At 56.3% G+C, this 21,916-nt stretch carries 18 protein-coding genes and 1 tRNA gene; 13 read left to right on the top strand and 6 right to left on the bottom strand.

All coding sequences use genetic code 11. The annotated features are described in order from the left end of the window. Positions 1-103 precede the first annotated feature (103 nt). Positions 104-2,407 (bottom strand): 5-methyltetrahydropteroyltriglutamate--homocysteine S-methyltransferase, encoded by a 2,304-nt coding sequence (gene metE / locus BLS08_RS10320; protein WP_090336551.1) that lies wholly within the window; start codon positions 2,405-2,407, stop codon positions 104-106. Between the two features lie 167 nt (positions 2,408-2,574). Here metE and metR point away from each other — a divergent pair, with 167 nt between their 5' ends. The 10 genes from metR to BLS08_RS26010 all read left to right on the top strand — a co-directional run bounded on the left by metR (position 2,575) and on the right by BLS08_RS26010 (position 14,717). Then, positions 2,575-3,492, top strand: a complete 918-nt coding sequence (gene metR, locus BLS08_RS10315; protein WP_045735252.1) for a transcriptional regulator MetR — start codon at positions 2,575-2,577, stop codon at positions 3,490-3,492. A 313-nt stretch (positions 3,493-3,805) separates the two neighbouring features. Continuing rightward, positions 3,806-4,462 (top strand): TetR/AcrR family transcriptional regulator, encoded by a 657-nt coding sequence (locus BLS08_RS10310; RefSeq protein ID WP_075748514.1) that lies wholly within the window; start codon positions 3,806-3,808, stop codon positions 4,460-4,462. Positions 4,463-4,468: 6 nt separating this feature from the next. Beyond that, positions 4,469-5,551: an efflux RND transporter periplasmic adaptor subunit gene (locus BLS08_RS10305; RefSeq protein ID WP_090336548.1), complete on the top strand. Its 1,083-nt coding sequence runs from the start codon at positions 4,469-4,471 to the stop codon at positions 5,549-5,551. A 1-nt stretch (position 5,552) separates the two neighbouring features. Then, the gene (locus BLS08_RS10300; protein WP_090336544.1) at positions 5,553-8,708 is read left to right on the top strand and encodes an efflux RND transporter permease subunit; all 3,156 of its coding nucleotides are present in this window, start codon (positions 5,553-5,555) and stop codon (positions 8,706-8,708) included. Positions 8,709-9,260: 552 nt separating this feature from the next. Continuing rightward, complete coding sequence (locus tag BLS08_RS10295; protein WP_090336541.1) at positions 9,261-9,536, top strand: antitoxin of toxin-antitoxin stability system; 276 nt, start codon at positions 9,261-9,263, stop codon at positions 9,534-9,536. Then, positions 9,536-9,820 (top strand): type II toxin-antitoxin system RelE/ParE family toxin, encoded by a 285-nt coding sequence (locus tag BLS08_RS10290; protein WP_090336539.1) that lies wholly within the window; start codon positions 9,536-9,538, stop codon positions 9,818-9,820. Before BLS08_RS10295 ends, BLS08_RS10290 begins: the two co-directional genes overlap by 1 nt. A gap of 253 nt (positions 9,821-10,073) precedes the next feature. Next, a complete protein-coding gene (locus tag BLS08_RS10285; protein ID WP_090336536.1) occupies positions 10,074-11,537 on the top strand; it encodes a tyrosine-type recombinase/integrase in 1,464 nt (487 codons plus the stop codon). Positions 11,538-11,988: 451 nt separating this feature from the next. After that, positions 11,989-13,839: a coiled-coil domain-containing protein gene (locus BLS08_RS10280; protein WP_139204198.1), complete on the top strand. Its 1,851-nt coding sequence runs from the start codon at positions 11,989-11,991 to the stop codon at positions 13,837-13,839. A gap of 136 nt (positions 13,840-13,975) precedes the next feature. After that, a complete protein-coding gene (locus tag BLS08_RS10275; RefSeq protein WP_090336531.1) occupies positions 13,976-14,254 on the top strand; it encodes a hypothetical protein in 279 nt (92 codons plus the stop codon). 22 nt (positions 14,255-14,276) lie between these two features. After that, positions 14,277-14,717, top strand: coding sequence for a hypothetical protein (locus tag BLS08_RS26010; protein ID WP_139204196.1), 441 nt, complete (start codon positions 14,277-14,279; stop codon positions 14,715-14,717). Positions 14,718-14,763: 46 nt separating this feature from the next. On the opposite strand, the gene BLS08_RS10270 is transcribed toward BLS08_RS26010, so the two are convergent. Next, entirely contained in the window at positions 14,764-15,306 is a 543-nt protein-coding gene (locus BLS08_RS10270; RefSeq protein ID WP_090336529.1) for a type 4 pilus major pilin, read from the bottom strand. 341 nt (positions 15,307-15,647) lie between these two features. Here BLS08_RS10270 and BLS08_RS10265 point away from each other — a divergent pair, with 341 nt between their 5' ends. Then, on the top strand, positions 15,648-16,562 hold the full coding sequence (locus BLS08_RS10265; RefSeq protein ID WP_090336525.1) for a replication initiation protein: 915 nt from the start codon (positions 15,648-15,650) through the stop codon (positions 16,560-16,562). Between the two features lie 383 nt (positions 16,563-16,945). Here the strand turns inward: BLS08_RS10265 and BLS08_RS10260 are convergent. From BLS08_RS10260 to dapA, 4 genes are all read right to left on the bottom strand, one after another. Continuing rightward, positions 16,946-17,035: transfer RNA gene (locus BLS08_RS10260), tRNA-Ser, on the bottom strand. A gap of 117 nt (positions 17,036-17,152) precedes the next feature. Continuing rightward, complete coding sequence (locus BLS08_RS10255) at positions 17,153-18,067, bottom strand: phosphoribosylaminoimidazolesuccinocarboxamide synthase (protein ID WP_394327944.1); 915 nt, start codon at positions 18,065-18,067, stop codon at positions 17,153-17,155. 198 nt (positions 18,068-18,265) lie between these two features. Beyond that, a complete protein-coding gene (gene bamC / locus BLS08_RS10250) occupies positions 18,266-19,387 on the bottom strand; it encodes an outer membrane protein assembly factor BamC (RefSeq protein ID WP_017679083.1) in 1,122 nt (373 codons plus the stop codon). 16 nt (positions 19,388-19,403) lie between these two features. Then, positions 19,404-20,285 carry a 4-hydroxy-tetrahydrodipicolinate synthase gene (gene dapA, locus BLS08_RS10245; RefSeq protein WP_090336520.1) on the bottom strand — a complete coding sequence of 294 codons (882 nt, stop codon included), beginning with the start codon at positions 20,283-20,285 and terminating at the stop codon, positions 19,404-19,406. Between the two features lie 247 nt (positions 20,286-20,532). On the opposite strand from dapA, the gene BLS08_RS10240 reads away from it, so the two are divergent. Further along, positions 20,533-21,090, top strand: coding sequence for a glycine cleavage system transcriptional repressor (locus tag BLS08_RS10240; protein WP_003460630.1), 558 nt, complete (start codon positions 20,533-20,535; stop codon positions 21,088-21,090). A 146-nt stretch (positions 21,091-21,236) separates the two neighbouring features. Then, positions 21,237-21,710 (top strand): peroxiredoxin, encoded by a 474-nt coding sequence (locus BLS08_RS10235; RefSeq protein WP_003460629.1) that lies wholly within the window; start codon positions 21,237-21,239, stop codon positions 21,708-21,710. Positions 21,711-21,916 lie beyond the last annotated feature (206 nt).

The raw sequence follows: 21,916 nt of genomic DNA, 5'->3' as shown, positions 1-21,916 counted from the left end.
GAACGGTTGCCCAGACGGTGACCAGAAGTGCGATCCAGAGCGTCGCGAGCGCCCCTCCTACCTATCCGTAGGAGGGGCTTCAGCCGCGACCACTGCCGGGGAATCAGGCCAGCTCGGCGCGCAACTGCCTGGCGGCGGCCACCATGTTCACCAACGCCGCCTCGGTTTCCGGCCAGGCGCGGGTTTTCAGGCCGCAATCGGGGTTGACCCACAGGCGTTCGAGCGGGATACGCCGCGCCGCCTTGCGCAACAACCCGACCATCTCGGCGCTGTCCGGCACCCGTGGCGAGTGGATGTCATACACGCCGGGGCCGATGTCGTTCGGGTAAGCGAACTTCTCGAACGCTGCCAACAGCTCCATGTCCGAACGCGAGGTCTCGATGGTGATCACGTCGGCATCCATCGCCGCGATGGACTCGATCACATCGTTGAACTCGCTGTAGCACATGTGGGTGTGAATCTGCGTGTCGTCACGCACGCCGCTGGCGGTGAGGCGGAAGGCCTCGGTGGCCCAGTCCAGGTAGTGTTGCCAAGCGGACTTACGCAGTGGAAGCCCTTCACGGAACGCCGCCTCGTCGATCTGGATGATCTTGATGCCCACCGCTTCCAGGTCCACCACCTCATCGCGAATCGCCAGCGCCAGTTGCTGCGCCTGCACTTCACGTGACACGTCCTCGCGCGGGAACGACCACATCAGCATGGTCACCGGGCCGGTCAGCATGCCCTTCATCACCTTGTCGGTCAGACCCTGGGCGTACTTGATCCATTCCACCGTCATGGCCTTGGGTCGGCTCAGGTCGCCAACGATCACCGCCGGTTTGACGCAACGTGAGCCGTAACTCTGCACCCAGCCGAAGCGGGTGAAGGCATAGCCATCGAGTTGTTCGGCAAAGTACTCGACCATATCGTTGCGCTCGGCCTCGCCATGCACCAGCACGTCCAGCCCCAGGCGCTCCTGCACCTGTACCGCCTGGCGAATTTCACTCTGCATGACCTCGGTGTATTCGGCCGCACTCAGCTTGCCTTGCTTGAACGACTGCCGCGCCAGACGGATGGCCGAGGTCTGCGGGAAGGAGCCTATCGTCGTGGTCGGCAACAATGGCAGTTGCAGGCACTCACGCTGTTGTTCGATGCGCTCGGCGAACGCCGACTGGCGCTGGGCATGACGCGGACGAATCGCCGCCAGACGGGCCTGCACCTCGGGTTTGTGAATACGCCCTGAAGCCGCACGAGCAGCCTGTACTGAGCGGCTCGCTTGCAAGGCGGCATGCACAGAAGCGTCTTCCGGCACCTCCAGGGCCTTACCGAGCAATGCGACCTCCTGACATTTCTGCACGGCAAAAGCCAGCCAGCCTTTCAGCTCGGCATCGAGCTGGTCTTCGCGCATCAGGTCCACCGGGCTGTGCAGCAGCGAGCAGGACGGCGCGACCCACAGCCGGTCGCCCAAACGCTCGTGAGCGTGGCGCAGCACCTCAAGGGCTTTCTCCAGATCGCAGCGCCAGACGTTGCGCCCGTTGACCACGCCCAGCGACAACACTTTATAAGCCGGCAGACGGTCGAGAATGGTCGGGTACTGCTCCGGCGCACGTACCAGGTCGATATGCAGGCCATCTACAGGCAGGTTGGCGGCCAGACCGAGGTTGTCTTCCAGGCCGCCAAAGTAGGTGGCGATCAGCTTCTTGCACGGCTCGCGCTGGATCAGGTTGTAGGCGCGCTCGAAAGCGTTCTTCCACTCTTGCGGCAAATCCAGCACCAAAATCGGCTCGTCGATCTGCACCCATTCCACGCCCTGCGCGGCCAGACGCTGGAAGATCTCGCCATAGACCGGCAGCAGACTTTCGAGCAGCTCCAGCTTGTCGAAGTCGCCTCCCTTGACCTTGCCCAGCCACAAGTAAGTCAGTGGTCCGATCAGCACCGGTTTGACCTTGTGCCCGAGAGCATGCGCCTCAGCCACTTCCTCGAACAGTTGCTCCCAGCTCAGGGCGAACTGCTGATCCTCTCTGAATTCCGGCACCAGGTAGTGGTAGTTGGTATCGAACCACTTGGTCATCTCTTGAGCATGAGCACCGCCGCAGCAAGTACCGCTGCTCTTGTTTGCAACGGCTCCACGCGCCATGGCGAACAGAGTGTCCAGCGTCGGCTTGCCGGCGGCCGGGCGAAAGCGCTCGGGAATCACACCGAAGGCCAGCGAATGAGCGAGTACCTGGTCGTACCAGGCGAAATCGCCCACCGGCAGCAGATCGATACCGGCATCCTTCTGCAGTTGCCAGTGCTCGGCGCGCAGACGCTGGCCGACGGCGCGCAAGCCGGCTTCGTCCAGCTCACCTTGCCAGTGGGCTTCGAGGGCTTTCTTCAGTTCGCGGTCGCGGCCGATGCGCGGGAAACCGAGGGAATGGGACAGGGCCATGTCGTGAAACTCCAGAATCAATCGAGATGGCGCCATTCTCGGCACCAACACCGAGTGAGACAAACTCAAGATTTTCGTCTTGATCTAAAGATTTACTCATGTAGGCTGTATGAACCATTTTCATCCAGACACGCAACTGGATGAGTGAAACCTTTTAGAGAATCGCCATGCTCGAGCTACGCCACCTGAAAACCCTGCACGCCCTGCGCGAAACCGACAGCCTGGTGGAAGCCGCCGAACGCCTGCACCTGACCCAGTCGGCCCTTTCACACCAGTTCAAAGAGCTGGAAGAGCGCCTCGGCCTGCAGCTGTTCGTGCGCAAGACCAAGCCGGTGCGGTTCACCAGCGCCGGCCTGCGTCTGCTGCAACTGGCCGACGCCACCCTGCCCCTTCTGCGCGGCGCCGAGCGTGATTTGGCGCGCCTGGCCGGTGGCACTGCTGGCCGCTTGCACATGGCCATCGAATGCCACAGCTGCTTCCAGTGGCTGATGCCGACCATCGACCAGTTCCGCGATGCCTGGCCGGAGGTGGAACTGGACCTGGCCTCGGGCTTTTCCTTCGCTCCGCTGCCGGCCCTGGCCCGAGGCGATCTGGACCTGGTGGTGACTTCGGATCCCATCGAGCTGGCCGGCATCACCTACGTGCCACTGTTCACCTATGAGGCGATGCTGGCTGTCGCCAATCAGCACCGCCTGGCGCACAAGGCCTTCATCCAGCCCCAGGACCTGGCCACGGAAACCCTGATCACCTACCCGGTGGAACGCGACCGCCTGGATATCTTCACGCGCTTTCTCGAACCCAACGATATCGAGCCAGCCCAAGTGCGCACCTCCGAACTGACGGTGATGATGATGCAACTGGTGGCCAGCGGCCGTGGCGTGTGCGGCCTGCCCAACTGGGCGCTGCACGAGTACAGCTCGCGCGGCTACGTCAGTGCCAAGCGCCTGGGCGAAAAAGGGCTGTTCGCCACGCTCTACGCGGCGATTCGCACCGACATGCTCGACGCGCCATTCATGCGCGACTTCCTGCTCACCGCCAAGGACACCTCTTTCGCCAGCCTCGAAGGCGTCAGCGTGGCGCGCTGAGCGTCGCCTCATGGGGCAAGGATCGAGCGAATGTCGTAGGGCGGGTTAGCCGCCTGCCACCTTCCGCAATTACCTTCGCAATGTCTGTTGCGGCGTAACCCGCCATCGACGCAACGCGTTTGATCGCCTGGTGAGTTAGAAGCTTCGCCCCGGGTCGGGGCTCCTACACTCATGTATCCCCCGTAAGAACCGCGCCTCGCGACGAATGAGGCAGTGAACGGCTACCCGCCAATTGCCTTGTTACAACTCCCGTCTTGATGCATCGTGACCAACAGTCATAGCATGACCACCGGTCACGAAACCCGGAACAGTCATGCGCTATCAGGATCAACTCTTCCAGCAACGGGAAAACGCCCTGCTGCAATCCGCTCGCCAGCTGTTTCAGGAGCAATCCTGGGATCGCGTCACCATCGCCGAAGTGGCGCGTCACGCCGGCATCGGCAAGGGCACGGTGTACAAGCACTTTTCCAGCAAGGAGGCGCTCTACGCGCGTCTGGTGCTGGACTGCTCGCGCCAGCATCTGAGCGAACTGCGTGAGACCGCAAACCAGGCGCCGCCTCGCGAAGCCATGCGCCATGTGATTCGTCGCGCCTTCGAACAACTGCTGGCCGACCCACTGCAAGCCCAACTCTGCCTGCTGTGCGACCGCCCCGCCTTCCAGGAACGCCTGGACGCACCCTACCGTGAACAGTTCCTCGAGCTGGAAGGTCAGTACATGGCCCTGTTCAACCACCTGCTGCAAGGCAGCTTCAGCGAACTGCAACTCTCCCCCACTGATTGCCAACGCCTGCTGTGGGGCGTGGAGGCTTGCGTCAATGGCGTGATGGCCCGTATCGCCTCCGGCGGCTTCGCCCATTGGGCCGAACCCATCGAGCTGGACGCCTATTTCCAGCGCGTCACCGATTTCATCATTGCCGGCCTGCAAGGCCAGGCCGCCGCGCTGCATGCAGCGCCTGTACTCAGCGAGTAAACCCACATGTTCGCCCAACTCAGCAAGCGTCCCTGGATCATCGCCATCGTCATCGCAGTCCTGCTGCTGGGCTGGCTGTTCAGCGGCGAGCGTTTCGTCGCGCGCGACGATGTCGAGCCCGACCAACCCGCCACCAGCAACGAGCTGGCGCGTGTCGAAATTCAATGGCTGCAAGCACAACCCATGCAGCGCCAGCATGTGGTGCAAGGGCAGATCGAAGCCTGGCGCCGAGTGGAACTGCGCGCCCAGGTCAGCGGCAGCGTACAGAACCTGGATCAGGACAAGGGCAGCCGCGTCGCTGCCGATCAATTGCTGCTGAGCATTTCGCCTGACGACCGCCCGGCCCAGGTCGCGCGCAGCGAGGCCGATGTGCGCCAGCGTCAGAGCGACGTGAGCGCGGCCAAGCGCCTGCGCGAGCGCAGCCTCGTTTCCGCCAACGAGCTGATGCGCCTGGAGAGCGAACTGGCCAAGGCCCGCGCCGAACTCGACAGCGCCCGTCTGCAGCAGCGCAACACCAAGATCAAGGCGCCGTTTGCCGGCATCTATGACCAGCGCATGGTCGAACTGGGCGATTTCGTCCAGCCCGGCCAGAGCCTGCTGACCCTGGTGGATATCGACCGCCTCAAGGTCAGCGCGCAGATCGCCCAGCAGCAGGTCACCCAGCTCGAACTGGGCCAACCGGTAAAAGTTGAACTGCTCGACGGCCGCACGCTGCAAGGCGAACTGCACTTTATCGCCGCGGCCGCGGACCCCGGCTCGCGCAGTTTCCGCATCGAGGTCAAGGTGGACAACCCGGACGGCCTGCGCCTGGCCGGCGCCAGCGCCACCCTGCATATCCAGACCGGCGAAGTCATGGCCCATCGCCTGTCCCCTGCCCTGCTCAGCCTGGACGAAAGCGGCCGCCACGGCGTCAAGTGGGTCAACGACGCGCAGCGCGTGGAGTTCACCCCGGTGCAACTGATCAGCGTCGACAATCAGGGCGCCTGGGTCAGCGGCCTGCCGCCGAAGGTGGCGTTGATCACCCTCGGCCAGGGCTTCGTCCAGCCCGGTCAGCAGGTACGCACGCAACTCGCGGCCGTGGGCAGTTGAGATGCACGCACTGATCGCTGCCGCACTCGACCGTAGCCGTACCACCATCCTGGTCCTGCTGTTCCTGCTCTGCGGCGGGCTGGCGGCCTACATCGCCATGCCCAAGGAATCCAACCCGGACGTGGTCATTCCCATCATCTACGTTTCGGTGACCCTCGAAGGCATCAGCCCGGAAGACGGCGAACGCCTGCTGGTACGCCCACTGGAGCAGGAGCTGCGCAGCCTCGAGGGCGTCAAGGAAATGCGCTCGGTATCCAGCGAAGGACACGCCTCGGTGACCCTGGAGTTCGACGCTGGCTTCGACGCCAAGGTGGCACTGGCCGACGTGCGCGAGAAGGTCGATACCGCGCGCAGCAAGCTGCCCGAGGAGGCCGACGAGCCGACCGTCACCGAAGTCAACGTGGCGCTGTTCCCGGTCTTGTCGGTGGGGCTGTCCGGGCCGATTGCCGAGACCGAGCTGGTGTACATCGCCCGGCGCCTGAAGGAAAACATCGAAGGCATCGCCGAAGTGCTGTCGGTGGAGATCGGCGGTGACCGTGAAGACCTGCTGGAAATCGTCGTCGACCCGCAGGTACTCGACAGCTACGGCATTGACTACAACGAGCTGTTCAACCTGGTCAGCCGCAACAACCGCCTGGTCGCTGCCGGCAGCCTGGATACCGGCGCAGGCCGCATGAGCATGAAGGTGCCCGGCGTCATCGAAGACCTTGAAGACGTGATGCGCATGCCGATCAAGGTGGTCGGTGACAGCGTGGTCACCTTCGCCGACGTCGCCACCATTCGCCGCACCTTCAAGGACCCGACCGGCTTCGCCCGCATCAACGGCCAGCCGGCCATCGTGCTGGAAGTGGCCAAGCGCAGCGGCGCCAACATCATCGAGACCATCGACCAGGTCAAGGCACTGATGGAGCAGGCCAAGCCCCTGCTGCCGCCGGGCGTTGAAGTCAGCTACATCATGGATCAGTCGCAGGAAGTGCAGAGCATGCTCGGCGACCTGCTCAACAACGTGCTCACCGCCATCGTCCTGGTGCTGATCCTGGTGGTAGCGAGCATGGGCATGCGTTCGGCGCTGCTGGTCGGCCTGACCATTCCCGGCGCCTTCCTCAGCGGCATCCTGCTGATCTGGATGCTCGGCTTCACCCTCAACATCGTCGTGCTGTTCAGCCTGATCCTGGTAGCCGGCATGCTGGTCGACGGCGCCATCGTCGTCTCCGAGCTGGCCGACCGCTACCTGCATCAGGGCCAGACGCCCCGTCAGGCCTGGGCCAACGCGGCCACGCGGATGGCCTGGCCGGTGATCGCCTCCACCGCCACCACCCTGGTGGTGTTCCTGCCGCTGCTGTTCTGGCCCGGCGTGGTCGGCCAGTTCATGAAGTACCTGCCGGCCACGGTGATTCTCTGCCTGCTGGCCTCGCTGGCCATGGCCCTGATATTTCTGCCGGTGCTCGGCGCCGTCACCGGCGGTCAGGCACGCCCACAGGCCCCCAGCGCCAGCCGCGCCGGCAACGCCTACCGCAATCTGCTGGTGGTGCTGCTCAAGCGCCCGGGCCTGACCCTGCTCGGCATGCTGGCGCTGATCGCGCTGATCTACGTCGGCTATGGCCGCTTCAATCATGGCGTGGAGTTCTTCCCCGACGTCGAGCCGGAAAGCGCGCAGATCTGGCTGCGCGCACGCGGCGATCTATCTGTGCAGGAGAAGGACGCCCTGCTCCAGCAGGTGGAAAAGCAGGTGATCGGCATGCGTGAGGTCAAGGCGCTGTATGCGCGCTCCCTGGCCCAGCCGGAAGGCCAGCAAGGCCAGCTCGGCGCCGACGTGATCGGCACCCTGCAATTCCAGTTCGTCGACTGGCACCAGCGCCGCCCGGCCAAGGACATCCTCGCCGAAATGAGCCAGCGCACCGCCGGTATTCCCGGCGTGGTGCTGGAGTTCCGCAAGCAGGAACAGGGCCCCACCGACGGCAAGCCGGTGAAACTGCAGATCAGCTCGCTGGACCCGGCACTGGGCGAGCAGTGGGTCGAGCGTATCCGCGGGGAAATGACGCGGCTCGGCGGCTTCGCCGATATCGAGGACGACCGCGCCCTGCCCGGCATCGAATGGCGAATCAAGGTCGACCGCGAGGCTGCCGCGCGCTTCGGCGCGGACGTACTCAGCGTCGGCAACGCGGTGCAGATGATCACCAACGGCCTGAAACTGGCGACCTACCGCCCCGAAGATGCCACCGACGAAGTGGACATCCGTGTGCGCCTGCCCGGTAACTGGCGCTCGCTCGACCAACTCGGCCGCCTGACGCTCAACACAGCGGCCGGCCAGGTGCCGCTGAGCAACTTCGTCGACCTGCAGCCTGCGCCCAAGGTCGGCACCCTGCGCCGCGTCGATGGTGACCGCACCATCACCCTGCAGGCCGACCTGGCCGAAGGTGCGCGCCTGGACGAACGCCTCAAGGCGTTGCGCGAAGCGCTCGGCGATGTACCGGCCGAGGTCAAGGTGAAATTCGCCGGCGAGGATGCCGACCAACGCGAGGCGGCCACCTTCCTGATGACCGCCTTCGTCGTCGCCATCTTCCTCATGGCGATCATCCTGGTGACCCAGTTCAACAGCCTCTACCAGGCGGCACTGGTGCTGTCAGCCATCGTCCTCTCCACCGCTGGCGTGCTGATGGGTCTGCTGGTCAATGGCCAGTCGTTCGGCATCGTCATGGTCGGCATGGGCCTGATCGCCCTGGCCGGCATCGTGGTGAACAACAACATCATCCTGATCGACACCTACAACCAGTTGCGTCGCCAGGGCCTGGAACCGCGTGAAGCGGCGCTGGAAACCGGTAGCCTGCGCCTGCGTCCGGTGCTGCTCACCGCAGTGACCACCATCCTCGGGCTGATGCCCATGGTGCTCAGCATCAACGTAGACCTGGTGACCCCGAGCCTCGGCTTCGGCGCCCCCTCGACGCAGTGGTGGACGCAACTGTCGAGCGCCATCGCTGGCGGCCTGGCCTTCGCCACCGTGCTGACCCTGCTGCTCACCCCTTGCCTGCTGGTACTCGGTGCCCGCTTCGAGCGGCGTCCGCCGCCGCTGGAGACCTACGATACCGACCTGCTCGACCTGCCGGAGCATCTGATCGCCGCCAAACCCGACAGGGCGCAGGTGCAGCGCACCAGCTGACGCCGAACCGCCCAGGAATACATGGCAAAACGCCAGATATCGCCTAGGCTAACCAGCAACGATGGTTAGGGCGGGAATGGAAAGGCAGCAGGGATGCTTTTAACAGACAGCAGACGCGCAAGGCGTCTTGCAGAAACGACAAAGCCCTCTCTCGGAGGGCTTTGCTTTTCCACTCGCTTGGCATTGGCCAGCGCAAGGAAGAAACACCGAGCTAACGAAGTGTATGGGGTCGGCATCCTGCCTGTTGGCCACTTCGTTAGCCCAGTAACCGGAGAGTAGTCCAGGCAGTGGCAATGTGCCAAGCCTCAATTGCGCGGCATATTTCACAGAGCGGAGATGCTCCCCTGGCAACTCTCACACTTCGAATTTCCCCAGAATATTCGCATGACGGCAAATAACCATCTCTTTTCGTGACGCTTAAAACTATCACTCACAACGTCTTGAACTAGACACAAAGATGATGACTCATGCTTTCCAGTGCCGCGAGCATTGCTTAGCATGCACACAACGTATATACGTTGTAGTTACGAATCGACCGATAGGTGATGCACCATGGCCAAAGAAGCCGTTTTCAATCTGAAGCTTGAGCCCGAACTGCGCAAAGACTTCATGGCAGCCGCTCAAGCCGCACACCGGCCGGCCTCTCAGGTTATGCGCGACCTCATGCGCGACTACATTCGCCAGCAGCAACAGGCCAAAGAGCATGATGATTTCGTGCACCGCAAGGTCGCTGCTGCCAGGGCATCGGTAGAGGCTGGTCGTGGCCGATCCAACGATGATGTAGAGGCTGAATTCGCCGCTCGCCGTGCTAAGGCTCTGGGTCACTGATGCAGGTCATTTGGACACCCGAGGCACTGCAGGATCGTCTGGATATCTGGGAATATATCGCAACCGACAACCCACGCGCTGCTGCGCACATGGACGAGCTATTCAGTGCTGCTGCCGCCAGTCTGGCTGACTTTCCCGACAAGGGCAGACTGGGAACGGTGGTCGGTACTCGCGAGCTGATCCCTCACGAGAACTACCGTCTCGTCTATCAGACTGAGCGTGATGTGGTCTGGATTCTTGCCCTGGTGCACGTCGCCAGGATGTGGCCACCGGTTCAGAGCTAGCTGCAGCCTCCAGCCGCTTTCGACACGTTGCATGCCGCAGAAAACAAAAACCCCCGAAGCTCTGGGAGCTTCAGGGGCTTTGGCTTGGATATGGCGGGAAGATAGGGACTCTCCGAAAAACAGGCTACAGCCCAGTAAAATCAAGCATTACAGTCACTTACAGACCGTTTTGCTACAAATTTTTGCTACAAATCCATAGAAAAAACGACTAGCCTGTCACCCTAAAGAACATGTTCTTTATGGGTGAACAGAAATGGCAAGCGACAACCTCGTCTTACGTTCGGGCATTTGGCACGCTCGCCTAGCGATTCCGAAGGACGCCAGACCAGCACTCAACCGACGAGAGTTCACCGCCTCCCTCAAAACCGGCTCCAAGACCGAAGCCCAAAGGCTAAAAATCCCCTACCTACAGGAATGGCAATCAATGATTGCCAAAGCCCGCAGCGCAGCGAAGATCGACCCCGAAGACGCCCGCATTGAAGCAAAGCGAATGGCAGAGCGTGCCCAAGCATTCTTTGCAGATATGGCACAGGCAACCGTAATGGAACGCCCTATCGCTTCATTAAATGCCGATTTTGCGGCGGATTTTTTGAAACTCGACCAAAACCATAGCCAAGAAAAATGGGAGCGGATTTTGCGCCATTTTGAGAATGGCGAAAAAGTTGATATTTTGGCGCTCAATCAAGACTTTCAAAATCTTATCCAAGAGAATATGGAGCGGCAGAGTAATACTCTGCCCTTAAAAGCAGAAGAAAAAGAAGATATCCGCAAAATTCTCAAAGACCCTACCCACTACCGTGCTAAATCGCCCATAACGACCGCCAGAATCAACACATTCAAGACATATCAAGAGAACGTCAAAGGCATAGTTCAAAAGACCGTAGACACCCAAATAGCACGGTTGGAAAATCTCAAAAAATGGCTTGAAGACAACCGCCGTGACCTTACTCACGAAAGCATTACGGCCTACATGGATACGCTCAGCGTCAGCGAGAAAACCAAAAAACAGTTTTTATTTGCCGGTTCAAGTTTTTGGAAATGGGCAGTCAGATACGACGAAAATTTCAAAAAACTACACCGAGATCAACAATCCCCTTTCCAGAATCACGACTTCCCAACGAACCGAAGCAAGAAATCCGCAAACTCTACAGAGCGGAAATCATTCAGCACGGAAGACGTAGCAAGGCTTTATAGCACCGCTAAAAGCCTAAAAAACCGAGAAACCCTCTCCGATCTTATTTTGCTTGGAGCATACACAGGCGCACGAATCGAAGAACTATGCCGCTTGAAAACAAGCGACATAATCAACGACGAAGGCATTAAGTGCTTTTCAATCAAAGACGCAAAGACCGCAGCAGGCGAAAGAAACATCCCCATCCACCCCGACCTATTACATGTAATAGACCGTCTAGCGGAGAAGTCCGAAGACGGCTACCTAATAAAATCCACATCGGGAAATAAATACGGGAACCGTTCGGATGCGCTTAGCAAACAGTTCGGACGGTTAAAAACCGATCTCGGCTATAACTCTCAATTCGTTTTCCATAGCCTCAGAAAGACAGTAATCACCCAACTGCAACGGGCAGATATCCCCGGAATATTGATTGCCGCAATTGTCGGACATGAAACCGGAACAATTACTTTCGACGTATACAGTTCAGGCCCTAGCCCCAGCCAAAAACTCAATGCAATTTCCAAACTAAAATACCCAATCTAACCAGTCCACTCAAAAAGCGTTACTCATTAAAAATTTAGGGCGTTACACATAAAAAAACGCCCTAAAATCCCTCCTCCCGCTTTAAAGCAGACCTTACCCAGCCCTCACATGTGCGCCCGCTATAGCAAGCTATATATAGAGCACTAATAAAGTAGGCTTGTATAAGCCACCCTATACACGCACATACACAACACAAGAAAACCAATAAAAATAGCGATCATTTTTGATCAATTTAAAATTCATGGTAAATTATTTATATAAGGTATGAAAAACCTAGAGTTTTTAGACCTTTATCAACCCTTTGGTTTTAACTTCACACTTTTGCTGCGCAAAAGGTGAGAAGTTAAAACGTCGGGCCAAGGGTTCCACCCTTTGGAATCCCAAAAGCAAAATGCAAAAGCCATCTCGCTGGATAAATGGAGGGAAAAACAACTAAAAAACGAGGTAAAAAATGACTGGTCAGATTAAAGAAACATCAATGCTATATAAGAGACTAAATTTTTCAGTTTCAAGAATCCGAAAACTGGACAAGTCTCTTAAACACTCTTTGCGAATCCCAAGCAAAGAGATAAAAAAACTTCAATGGGACGAATCGCTATCGCATAAAAACGTCTTTATCGTTAATGGAAAGCGAGTTGCAATGAATACCCAGGACGGACTTTCCTTCATAAAGGAGACGCTAAAACCGTTCTATGCAATAAATCGAACCAAGGAGAAAAGGCAGGAGGACATAGAAACCAAAGGCAAATATAAGTACAAAATCAAGAAGATAATCAAGGAAGAAGCCGGGAATCCGGTTGCTGATTACCTAGAAGATCTAATCGAAAGAAACGACCACATAGACCCCCTTCAAGTCGCAGAAGACTTCAACGGTTTTGACCTGAGCAGAAAGGCTCAGAAGCTCAAAAGCGTGCAAAATTACATAGACCTACACAATGGAATCATCCAGATAGAAAAACCGCTGGATGGAAGAAAAACGGTTATTCAAGAAGCCTTCTTCAAGTTCCCGATGCACAACCAAGTAGATTTATCAGCCGACTTCTACATAAGCGGCATTCAAGACTTTTACTCAAAGTATTTTCCAGACTATAAAGTCCTACTAACCGTTTACCACGGCGACGAACTAGAGGCCAAAGGAGACAAGAAGGTTGGCGACCACCCTCATATCTTTATCGACTGTAAAAACCAAAGGACAGGCGAATATGACCTCACAGAGCATCAAGCCTTGCTTGCTAACAAGGTCATTGAGTCAATTGACTTCTTCAAAGAATACAATCCAGTCAATACCCAAAGCCAGACCTACGAGGAAAGCCAGATTATAGGCGAAGCACTACAAGAACTGTTCTACCAACACATAAACGATAAGTTTAAAAATGAGAATATCCCTATTGTCGCTAGCAGAGTGGAAACCACGCAAGAAAGCCTTGAGCTAAGAAAGAAACTCAGACTTGAGAGCAAAAAAGCCAAGGAAGATCGTGCATTCAATCTCTACACCCTAAGAGAGAAACAACTAGCAGAAGCAACAGAAACGCTAGAAAAAACTCAGCAGGAGATAAAACAGGCAGAAGTTCAAAATAGCAAACTAGAGCAAACGCTAGAGAAAAAGAATACTCTAATAGTCGAACAAACAGAGAAACTAGAGCAAATCGAAACATCATCAAAGAACAAAATCAACTTACTTTCCAATGAGTTTAACGAGCAAAAAAGAAAACTCGACAACATTATTGCTCAAGAGAAAATAACCAAGGAAACCGTTAGAGTCCTTGAAAAGAAAAAGACTGAACTAGAGAAGACAATCACAGCAGAACTAGAGAAACACAATAAGGCTATAAAAACCCTAAACGCTCAGATTGTAAAAGACGAGAAGCGACACGCTCAAATCACTAAAGCAATGACGATATTGAATGACGAACTACAACCATTGATTTACAGCCTAGACGTTAAAATCGACAAGATCTTAAACGCACAGCGCCTTTCTGAGCCGACCGACCCAATCTACAAAGAACTAAAGGAAAACGTATTCCAGACGGCACGCTATTTAGGAAGAGAGAAAAGGAAGGATTACCTCTTTAACGTCCATGAGAAATTAAACGAAGTCGGGCTAGACAGTAAACGAGTAGAGTTCGGAGTAATCGACAACGCTAAGCTATGGGCTTCCGACAAGTTAACTGACAAGCAAACAATTGAGTTTGACGAGGAAGAGAAGAAGCAAGCAGAAGTAGCAAGAAAGAGAAGGATGCTAAAGCCTAAACCACCAAGCCCATTCAACAATCCCAATAATCCCAATAATCCATATCAATAAAAGCACTCAAGCAGGGTGCTTTGGCTTTTCTCATTTGTGAGCATGGCATTTTGAAATCAAGCTATGCTAATCTAACCTCTGCTCCTCTAATTGCAGCGCTACATCGAATTGCTTACCTCACGAAAGGAGAATAGAAATGAGAGATTTCATAATTTCAATTTATGAATGGATGCTTATACTACTTTTATTTGTCGCCGCTGCTGCTGGTTTTTTTGCCGGGTATAATATTAACCCTTATGATGGAAGCATGTTCAAAGGGCTAATCGGGGGAATCATTGGTTTTGTTGCGGCAGTCCCACTAGTAGGGCATTTTATTACTGTTCTCTCAATTAAAGAGTCGCTGGAATGGCAGACAAGAAAAATTGAAGGCTTGCAAAGCAGTTTAAATCAAATCATTGCTAAGCAAAAACAGTGAATTGTAGATAGGGATATCGGGCGTGAAAAAAATTATACCTATAATCCTTGCTATATCAGCATGGAACGCAATTGCAGGTGAAAATCAAAAGTTTATAGATGACCTTGAAAGTCGTCACGGTAAGAGAATCGTTTACGAGACGGTTTATGCTATGGATGCCGTTGAGTCTTTTGATATTGAGTGCAACGCTCAGGATGGACGTTTCTTGCCACTAAGAAATGTGCTGCTAGCAAGATTAGCTCAAATGAATAACCCTGAAATACCAGTGATAACCAATATTGATAGCAGGGGGAAGTCTGTAAGAATCGTAGACTTCATTCAAATGCGTAATGGACAGCAACACAACTCCCTTGTAATGGAGATAAATGAATGGGGGGAGCTTATTCCCCACGGAATAACTACTGAAGCAATTTTGAACAGTTGTTTTGGCTCCTATGGTCCGATTTGGGATTATGAAAGTTAAATCTAAATCTCACCAATAAAAAGCCCGCAATTAAGCGGGCTTTTTATTACTCAGAATCAACTCCATATTCAAACAATATATCTACCGTATCACCTGACCCACCTGTGCAACTGCCAGACAACTCCGTTGCGGTCATTTCACTATAAGTAATATCTTTACTACCAATCGAAACAGAATCCCAACCAACTTTTCGCTGGTTTCTCACCAAATCAACACATACACCCTCTTTCGGAACTTTTTTATACTCCAAAGTGAAAGCATTGCTATTACTCTCACCCTTGATTACTACAGAACCACCCCAAGAATTATATACTCTATCCCCACCAACGATCTTCATCTTCTTCGGAAATATTCCAGACTCAACAGCCAAAGCATTCTCTAGCTCATCCGTAGTTTCATCACTAAACAAATCTAGAACCTGAGAGTATACAAAAGATATATTTTCGGACTCATTCTTTACATTTAGCCTATCTTTGACAGTCCCATACAAAGTCAAAGCAATCGCAACAATTCCTAGCAAAATACCCACAACAACTAATGACTCAATTAATGTCAAACCGGCACTTTTTCTAATTCCATTCCTTACCATATTTTCCTTTTTATTGTTTACTTAATATCAATATACCTCATAAATTCAATAATGGAAGAGCAAAAAAAGACCAGCATTTGCTGGCCTTTTTTTCAAGAAACACACAATTGAGGATTGTGCTAATTACAAATTAACCCATAAACAATATAAGTCAAGAGCGCATTGACAAAATTATAAAATGTGAGATTTTGAATATAGCAGAAAGAGAAAACCACCTCTGGAAAGGTGGCAATCAAACTAAACAACTTACTTAACAATATTCATTTAATCATCAAATAAATCATTGTCAAGACCACTTCCTAAGTTTTCTCTTTCTGAACATTAACCAGAAGAGGAATACAATGGAATGCTTAGACCTATTTAACGAGAAACTACCAGCAAGACCGTATCACGCTGACCACTTATCAAACGGCTTAAAAATAAACAAAAAAGAGAAAGCCGCACTTGCTCGCCACATTCAACCGAATGGCCCTACCCATAAATTATGGCTTGTCTATGACGTAGACCGTCGAGACGCTGGACTGCACTGGGAACAGGTAGGAGCGCCACCACCTAACCTAATCGCTCGTAATCCGGCCAATGGGCACGCTCATTTGCTCTACGGGTTATATACCCCTATCCGAACCGCAATCGACGGCAAAACAGCCCCTTTACGCTACGCTGGGGCTATCGACAACGCTATGCGTGATCTTCTCGACGCTGACATAGGTTATTCAGGGCTTATCTGTAAAAACCCACTCAATCCACATTGGATCGTCAAACAGTGGGAGCCAGAACTTTACACCCTAGACAGCCTAGCCGATTACCTGGACCTATCCCCCTACCAGAACAAGCGCAAGCCCCTTCCCGACTATGGACTAGGCAGGAACTGCACACTATTCGAGAAACTAAGGACATGGGCATATAAGGCTATCCGTCAGGGCTGGCCTGACTATGACCAATGGCTAAACGCTTGCTTGGATAGAGCCACGGGCTACAACAGCCAGTTTTCTACCCCATTGGATACCGCAGAAGTCAAACACACGGCCAAGAGCGTAGCAAAGTGGACGTTTAGAAACTTCAACCGTGGGACCTTTGAAGACTACATCGCCAAAACTCATACACCAGAGATTCAAGCGATTAGAGGCAAGCAGAAAGGCAGAACAAAAAGAGAGGAAGGCATTATTTTGCTTGAATCCGGCGCAAGCATTCAAGAAGTAATGCAACAGTTAAAAGTAAGCCGTAGAACCGTGTTTTATTGGAGAGAACAGACATAGCATTATAATCAGTGCAAAAGCCTATATCAGATAATAGCACCCGAACCGGGTTTCTCTGCTTGCTCATTCCGTTAGCGAAAACCATATCCTCACCCACTTACACCCATTCCTAAACCGGCCACCAACCGAGCGAATGCAGAGCCTTCGCCCGCTTGGCGACCTCGATCCTCAAAGCGAACGGAGAAGCCCCTAGAAACGCCTTGGACGGCCTTTCAAGGTAGAGGGTATGGATTGGCATAGGACAGGGCAGAACGCCCCGAAAGACAAAGAAAAAAGGCGATTCGTAGGTCAGGCTTGCGCTACAAAAAACGCTACAAACCGTTGCTACAAATCGCCGTTTCGACAACCTCATAAACCGTTGATTTATAAGGCTTTTTACGATATGGCGGGAAGATAGGGATTTGAACCCTAGGTGCCATTGCTGACACAACGGATTTCGAATCCGTCCCGTTCGACCACTCCGGCATCTTCCCAAGCGGCGCGAATCATAACAGCTGAATGCGCTTTGGCGAAGCTTATTTTGAAAAAATTTCGTGTTCTATCAGACGCTTGTGAAAAAGCCGGGGCTACCCGGCCTTCTCTCGCAAGGCTCAAGCGGTCAGGCGGGTCAGCGCTTCGCGGTACTTGTCGGCGGTTTTCTGCGCGACGTCTGCCGGTACGGCCGGGGCCGGGGCTTGCTTGTTCCAGCCGGTGGATTCCAGCCAGTCGCGCACGAACTGCTTGTCGAAGCTCGGCGGGTTGCTGCCTTCGGCGTAGCTGTCGGCCGGCCAGAAGCGGCTGGAGTCCGGGGTCAGCACTTCGTCCATCAGGGTCAGGGTGCCGTCTTCGTCCAGACCGAATTCGAACTTGGTGTCGGCGATGATGATGCCGCGAGTGGCGGCGTACTCGACAGCCGTGGTGTACAGCTTGATCGCGGTGTCACGAACCTTGGCAGCCAGTTCGGCGCCGATGATGGCTTCACACTGCGCGAAGCTGATGTTCTCGTCATGATCGCCCACGGCGGCCTTGGTCGAGGGGGTGAAGATCGGTTGCGGCAGTTTGGCCGCCTCCTTCAGGCCTGCCGGCAGGGCGATGCCGCAGACGGTGCCGCTCTTCTGGTATTCCTTCCAGCCGGAGCCGACGATGTAGCCACGCACGATGGCTTCGACAGCGACCGGCTTGAGGCGCTTGGCGACGACCGCACGGCCTTCGACCAGTGGCAGCTCGGCGGCGGACACCACGTCCTCGACCTTGTCACCGGTGAAGTGGTTGGGCACCACGCCAGCCAGCTTGTCGAACCAGAAGTTGGAGATGGCGGTGAGGATCTTGCCCTTCTCCGGAATCGGTTGTTCGAGGATGACGTCGAATGCCGACAGACGATCAGTGGCCACCATCAGCATGCGCTTGTCGTCGATTTCGTAGAGGTCGCGGACCTTGCCCGAGTAGATCTTCTTCAGGCTCAGGGTGGTGGGTGTGCTCATGTCGGCATTTCCGTTTCTGGCAAACGGGTATGCCGCGAGAGGCATCCCGAATGATGAAAGCCTTCGCGGCATGCCCTCCCTCATCCGGCGCTTCGCGCCACCTTCTCCCGGAGGGAGAAGGACTGAAGGAAGACGTCGCTGCGCGACTTTCACACTAACAAGGCGAAACCTTTGCGGGTTTCGCCCATCGATTAACGGCTGGAGCGCGCTGCAGGCCGTTTTTCAACGACCTGCTGGCGCCGATCAGCCGAGATTATCCTGGATCAGGCTCAGCACGCGGCGCGATACATCGGCCGGGGCTACGGTGTTGAGGTCTTTTTCCACGGTGACCTGGACGCCATCGCCAACCGGAGTCAGGCGCACCTGATAGCGCTCGGCGCGGGCTTCGATCTCTTCCTTGCTCGGCGCGCTGCCGAACATGCGACCGAAGAAGCCTGGCTTCTCTTCGTTGATCTGAGCGCCTTCGGCCATGTTGATGTAGTACAGGCCAAGGCTGCGGTTGAGGTCGTCGACGCGCACGTTGCCGAGCTCCAGCGAACGGCCGACGCCAGACCAGGCGCGGTCGAAATCGGCGCCGAGGTTGAGCACCGGGTTGCCGTTGCCGTCTTCGCTCAGGCTGACGCGGCTGGGCGCATCGTAGTCGCGTGCGGCGAGCAGCGATACCGAGCCGCCCTGCTCCACGCCACGAGCCATGCTCACCAGCATTTCGTCGAGCAGTGCAGCTTCGAGGCTGGCATTGCCGCTACGGGCAGCGAAATCGACATCGGCAGTGCTGCCGGCAGGACGCTCGGCGCTGGTGACGAAGACTTCACTGGTGTTGCGCTGTACGCCCGGCTCGATGCGCACGCGCACACGGGTTTCGGCGTCCGCCGCAACGCCGGAAACGCGGCTGCTCAGACTGCGCGCCATGCTCGTGGAGAGCTCATCGAAACGCTGCCAGGAGGTGATGAATTCGCCGGTTTGCGGACGCTCGCTGGCGATGCGGAAACCGTTGTCCTCGAAGAACTGACGCACCAGCGGCCAGACTTCGGCCGGCACGCGCTGGGCCACGACCCAACGCGAATCACCGCTGCGCTGCAGGCTGAACTCGCGTTCGTCGGCACGTACCTGCAGGCCTTGCGGGCGCGGCACTTCGAATTCGGCCGGGGTCGCGGTGCTGCTGGCTACCTGGGCAGGCACCGGCAGCAACGGATCGAGACGCTTGGCCTGGACATCAGCCGGCAATTGCATCGGTGCAGTCTGACGCGCTTCCAGGTAGTCGCTACCGCGATCACGGAAGTAGCCATTTTCACCCCAGAGCCAGCCGCAACCGCTGGTGCTGGAGACGATCAGAGCAAGGGCGGAAAATCCGGCCAGTCGCTTCATGCGTAGAATCCTTGAGTTAAGCCAATACACCGCACTGGCGCATGGCCTGGCGCAGCGGTTCGTGACAGCGCGGGCTGAGCCAGGTCAGCGGCAGACGAATACCGTCGCCCATCAGACCCATTTCGTGCAGCGCCCATTTCACCGGAATCGGGTTGGATTCGAGGAACAGCGCCTTGTGCAGCGGCATCAGACGGTCGTTGATGGCGCGAGCGATGGCCGCCTCGCCACGCATGGCGGCAGCGCACAGATCGCTCATGGCACGCGGCGCAACGTTGGCGGTGACGGAGATGTTGCCCTTGCCGCCGAGCAGCATCAGCTCCACCGCGGTGGCGTCGTCACCGGAGTAGACGAGGAAATCCTTGCTGACGCGATCCAGCACGTCCTGGGCGCGCTGAAGGTCGCCAGTGGCTTCCTTGATGCCGATGATGTTGTCGATCTTCGACAGGCGCTCGACGGTTTCCGGGAGCATGTCGCACACGGTGCGGCCCGGCACGTTGTAGAGAATCTGCGGGATGTCCACGGCTTCGGCGATATGGCGGAAGTGCAGGTACAGGCCTTCCTGGGTCGGCTTGTTGTAGTACGGGGTGACCAGCAGGCAGGCGTCGGCGCCGACATCCTTGGCGGCCTGGGTCCACTCCACGGCCTCGCGGGTGCTGTTGGCACCGGTGCCGGCGATTACCGGGATACGCCCGGCAACCTGATCGACCACGCGGCGAATCACCTCTAAGTGTTCGCTGTCGAAATCCAGTGTGGGGGATTCACCCGTGGTGCCGACCGCGACGATGGCATTGGTCCCCTCTTGCAGGTGGAAGTCCACCAGTTTGCTCAGGGCATCCCAATCCAGACCACCCTGCGCGTCCATGGGCGTGACCAGTGCCACCATACTGCCCGCAATCATGCAACCGCTCCTGCCGGAAAAATTGAGCCGTAATGGTACTGGTGCCACCAATCCGGCACAAGCAACGGACAAGGGCTTATCAGGTCGTTTGAACACTACCTGCGTTTTTCCGCGACCGGCTATCGGCGCAGGCCGTCGTCCGATGCACAAGGCTTCGCCATTCCCCTCGGCGGTGCTTTTCGCTAACCTGCTGTCTTTGGTCTGCGGCTTCTCGCGCGTGGACCGTTCATCGCTTTAGGAAGGCTGCATGTCCACCCCCCTCGTTCGCGAACAATTCCTCGTCATCAGCGCTCTCGGCCGCGATGCCATGGCCCTGACCAACCTGCTCAGCCGCACCAGCCATGAGAACCGTTGTGCGGTGATCAGCACTCGCCTGAGCCGTCACGGTGAATTCAGCGCCCTGGTGCTGCAGGTGTCCGGTAGCTGGGATGCCCTGGCGCGCCTGGAGTCGAGCCTGCCGCTGCTGGCCAAGAAGCATGATTTCAGCGTGGATCTGGCGCGCAGCGCTGCCGCCGAGGTGCGCCCGCAGGCGCTGCCATATGTAGCTTACGTCAGCGCGGTGTACCGCCCGGACATTCTCAACGAGCTATGCCAGTTCTTCATCGACCACCGCGTCGAGCTGGAAGCCCTGACCTGCGACACCTACCAGGCGCCGCAGACCGGCGGCACCATGCTCAACGCCACCCTGACCGTGACGCTGCCGGCCGGCACACAGATCAGCTGGCTGCGCGATCAGTTCCTGGATTTCGCCGATGCGCTGAATCTTGATGCCTTGATCGAACCCTGGCGCCCGCAGAATCCATGACGATCTGCTGCGCGTCGGCCCTGCTGCGTTAGAAACAGGTTCGGCCTGCTCATTTACAACTCGTAAACTCCGCGGCCTCACCTGTTTCTGCCTTGCATGGCTCTAGCTCGCGAGATCGCCGACAACCTCTAAATGAAGGAGTTTCCATGCCCGTTGAACTCGACAAAGCCGTTGCCGACTTCCAGGCCGAGGCCACCAGTGGCCAGCAGGTAAAGCTGTCCGACCTCAAGGGCCAGCAGGTCGTGCTGTATTTCTACCCGAAGGACGCGACCCCGGGCTGCACCACCGAGGGTATGGACTTCAGCGCTCGCTTCGAGCAGTTCAAGGCGGCCAACACGCTGATCTTCGGCGTGTCGATGGACAGCCTGAAGAAGCACGAAAGCTTCAAGTGCAAGCAGGCGTTCCCCTTCGAGCTGATCAGCGACGAAGAGCACCAACTGTGCGACCTGTTCGGCGTGTACCAGTTGAAGAAGAACTACGGCAAGGAATACATGGGCATCGTGCGCAGTACCTTCCTCATTGATAAGGACGGCGTGTTGCGTGAAGAGTGGCGCAACGTCAAGGTCGCCGGCCATGTCGACAAGGTGCTGGCAGCCGCCGAAGCCCTGAACAAAGGCTGACCCCCTGCCCTGCACATGAAACGCCGCGACGGCCAATGGCAGTCGCGGCGTTTTTGTTTGGAGGTAGCCTGGTTTGAGCTGTGCAAAACCCGGCGCTCAGCCAAGCATCTACGCGCCGTATTTGTAGGAGCGGCGCCCCGCCGCGAACATGGATGGCGCGCAATTGACGAGCTTCGCCCCGGGGCGGGGCTCCTACGCAAGGCCGC

Source organism: Ectopseudomonas chengduensis (assembly GCF_900102635.1).
Classification (GTDB): Bacteria; Pseudomonadota; Gammaproteobacteria; order Pseudomonadales; family Pseudomonadaceae; genus Aquipseudomonas; species Aquipseudomonas chengduensis.
This window is presented reverse-complemented; position numbering and strand designations above follow the sequence as displayed.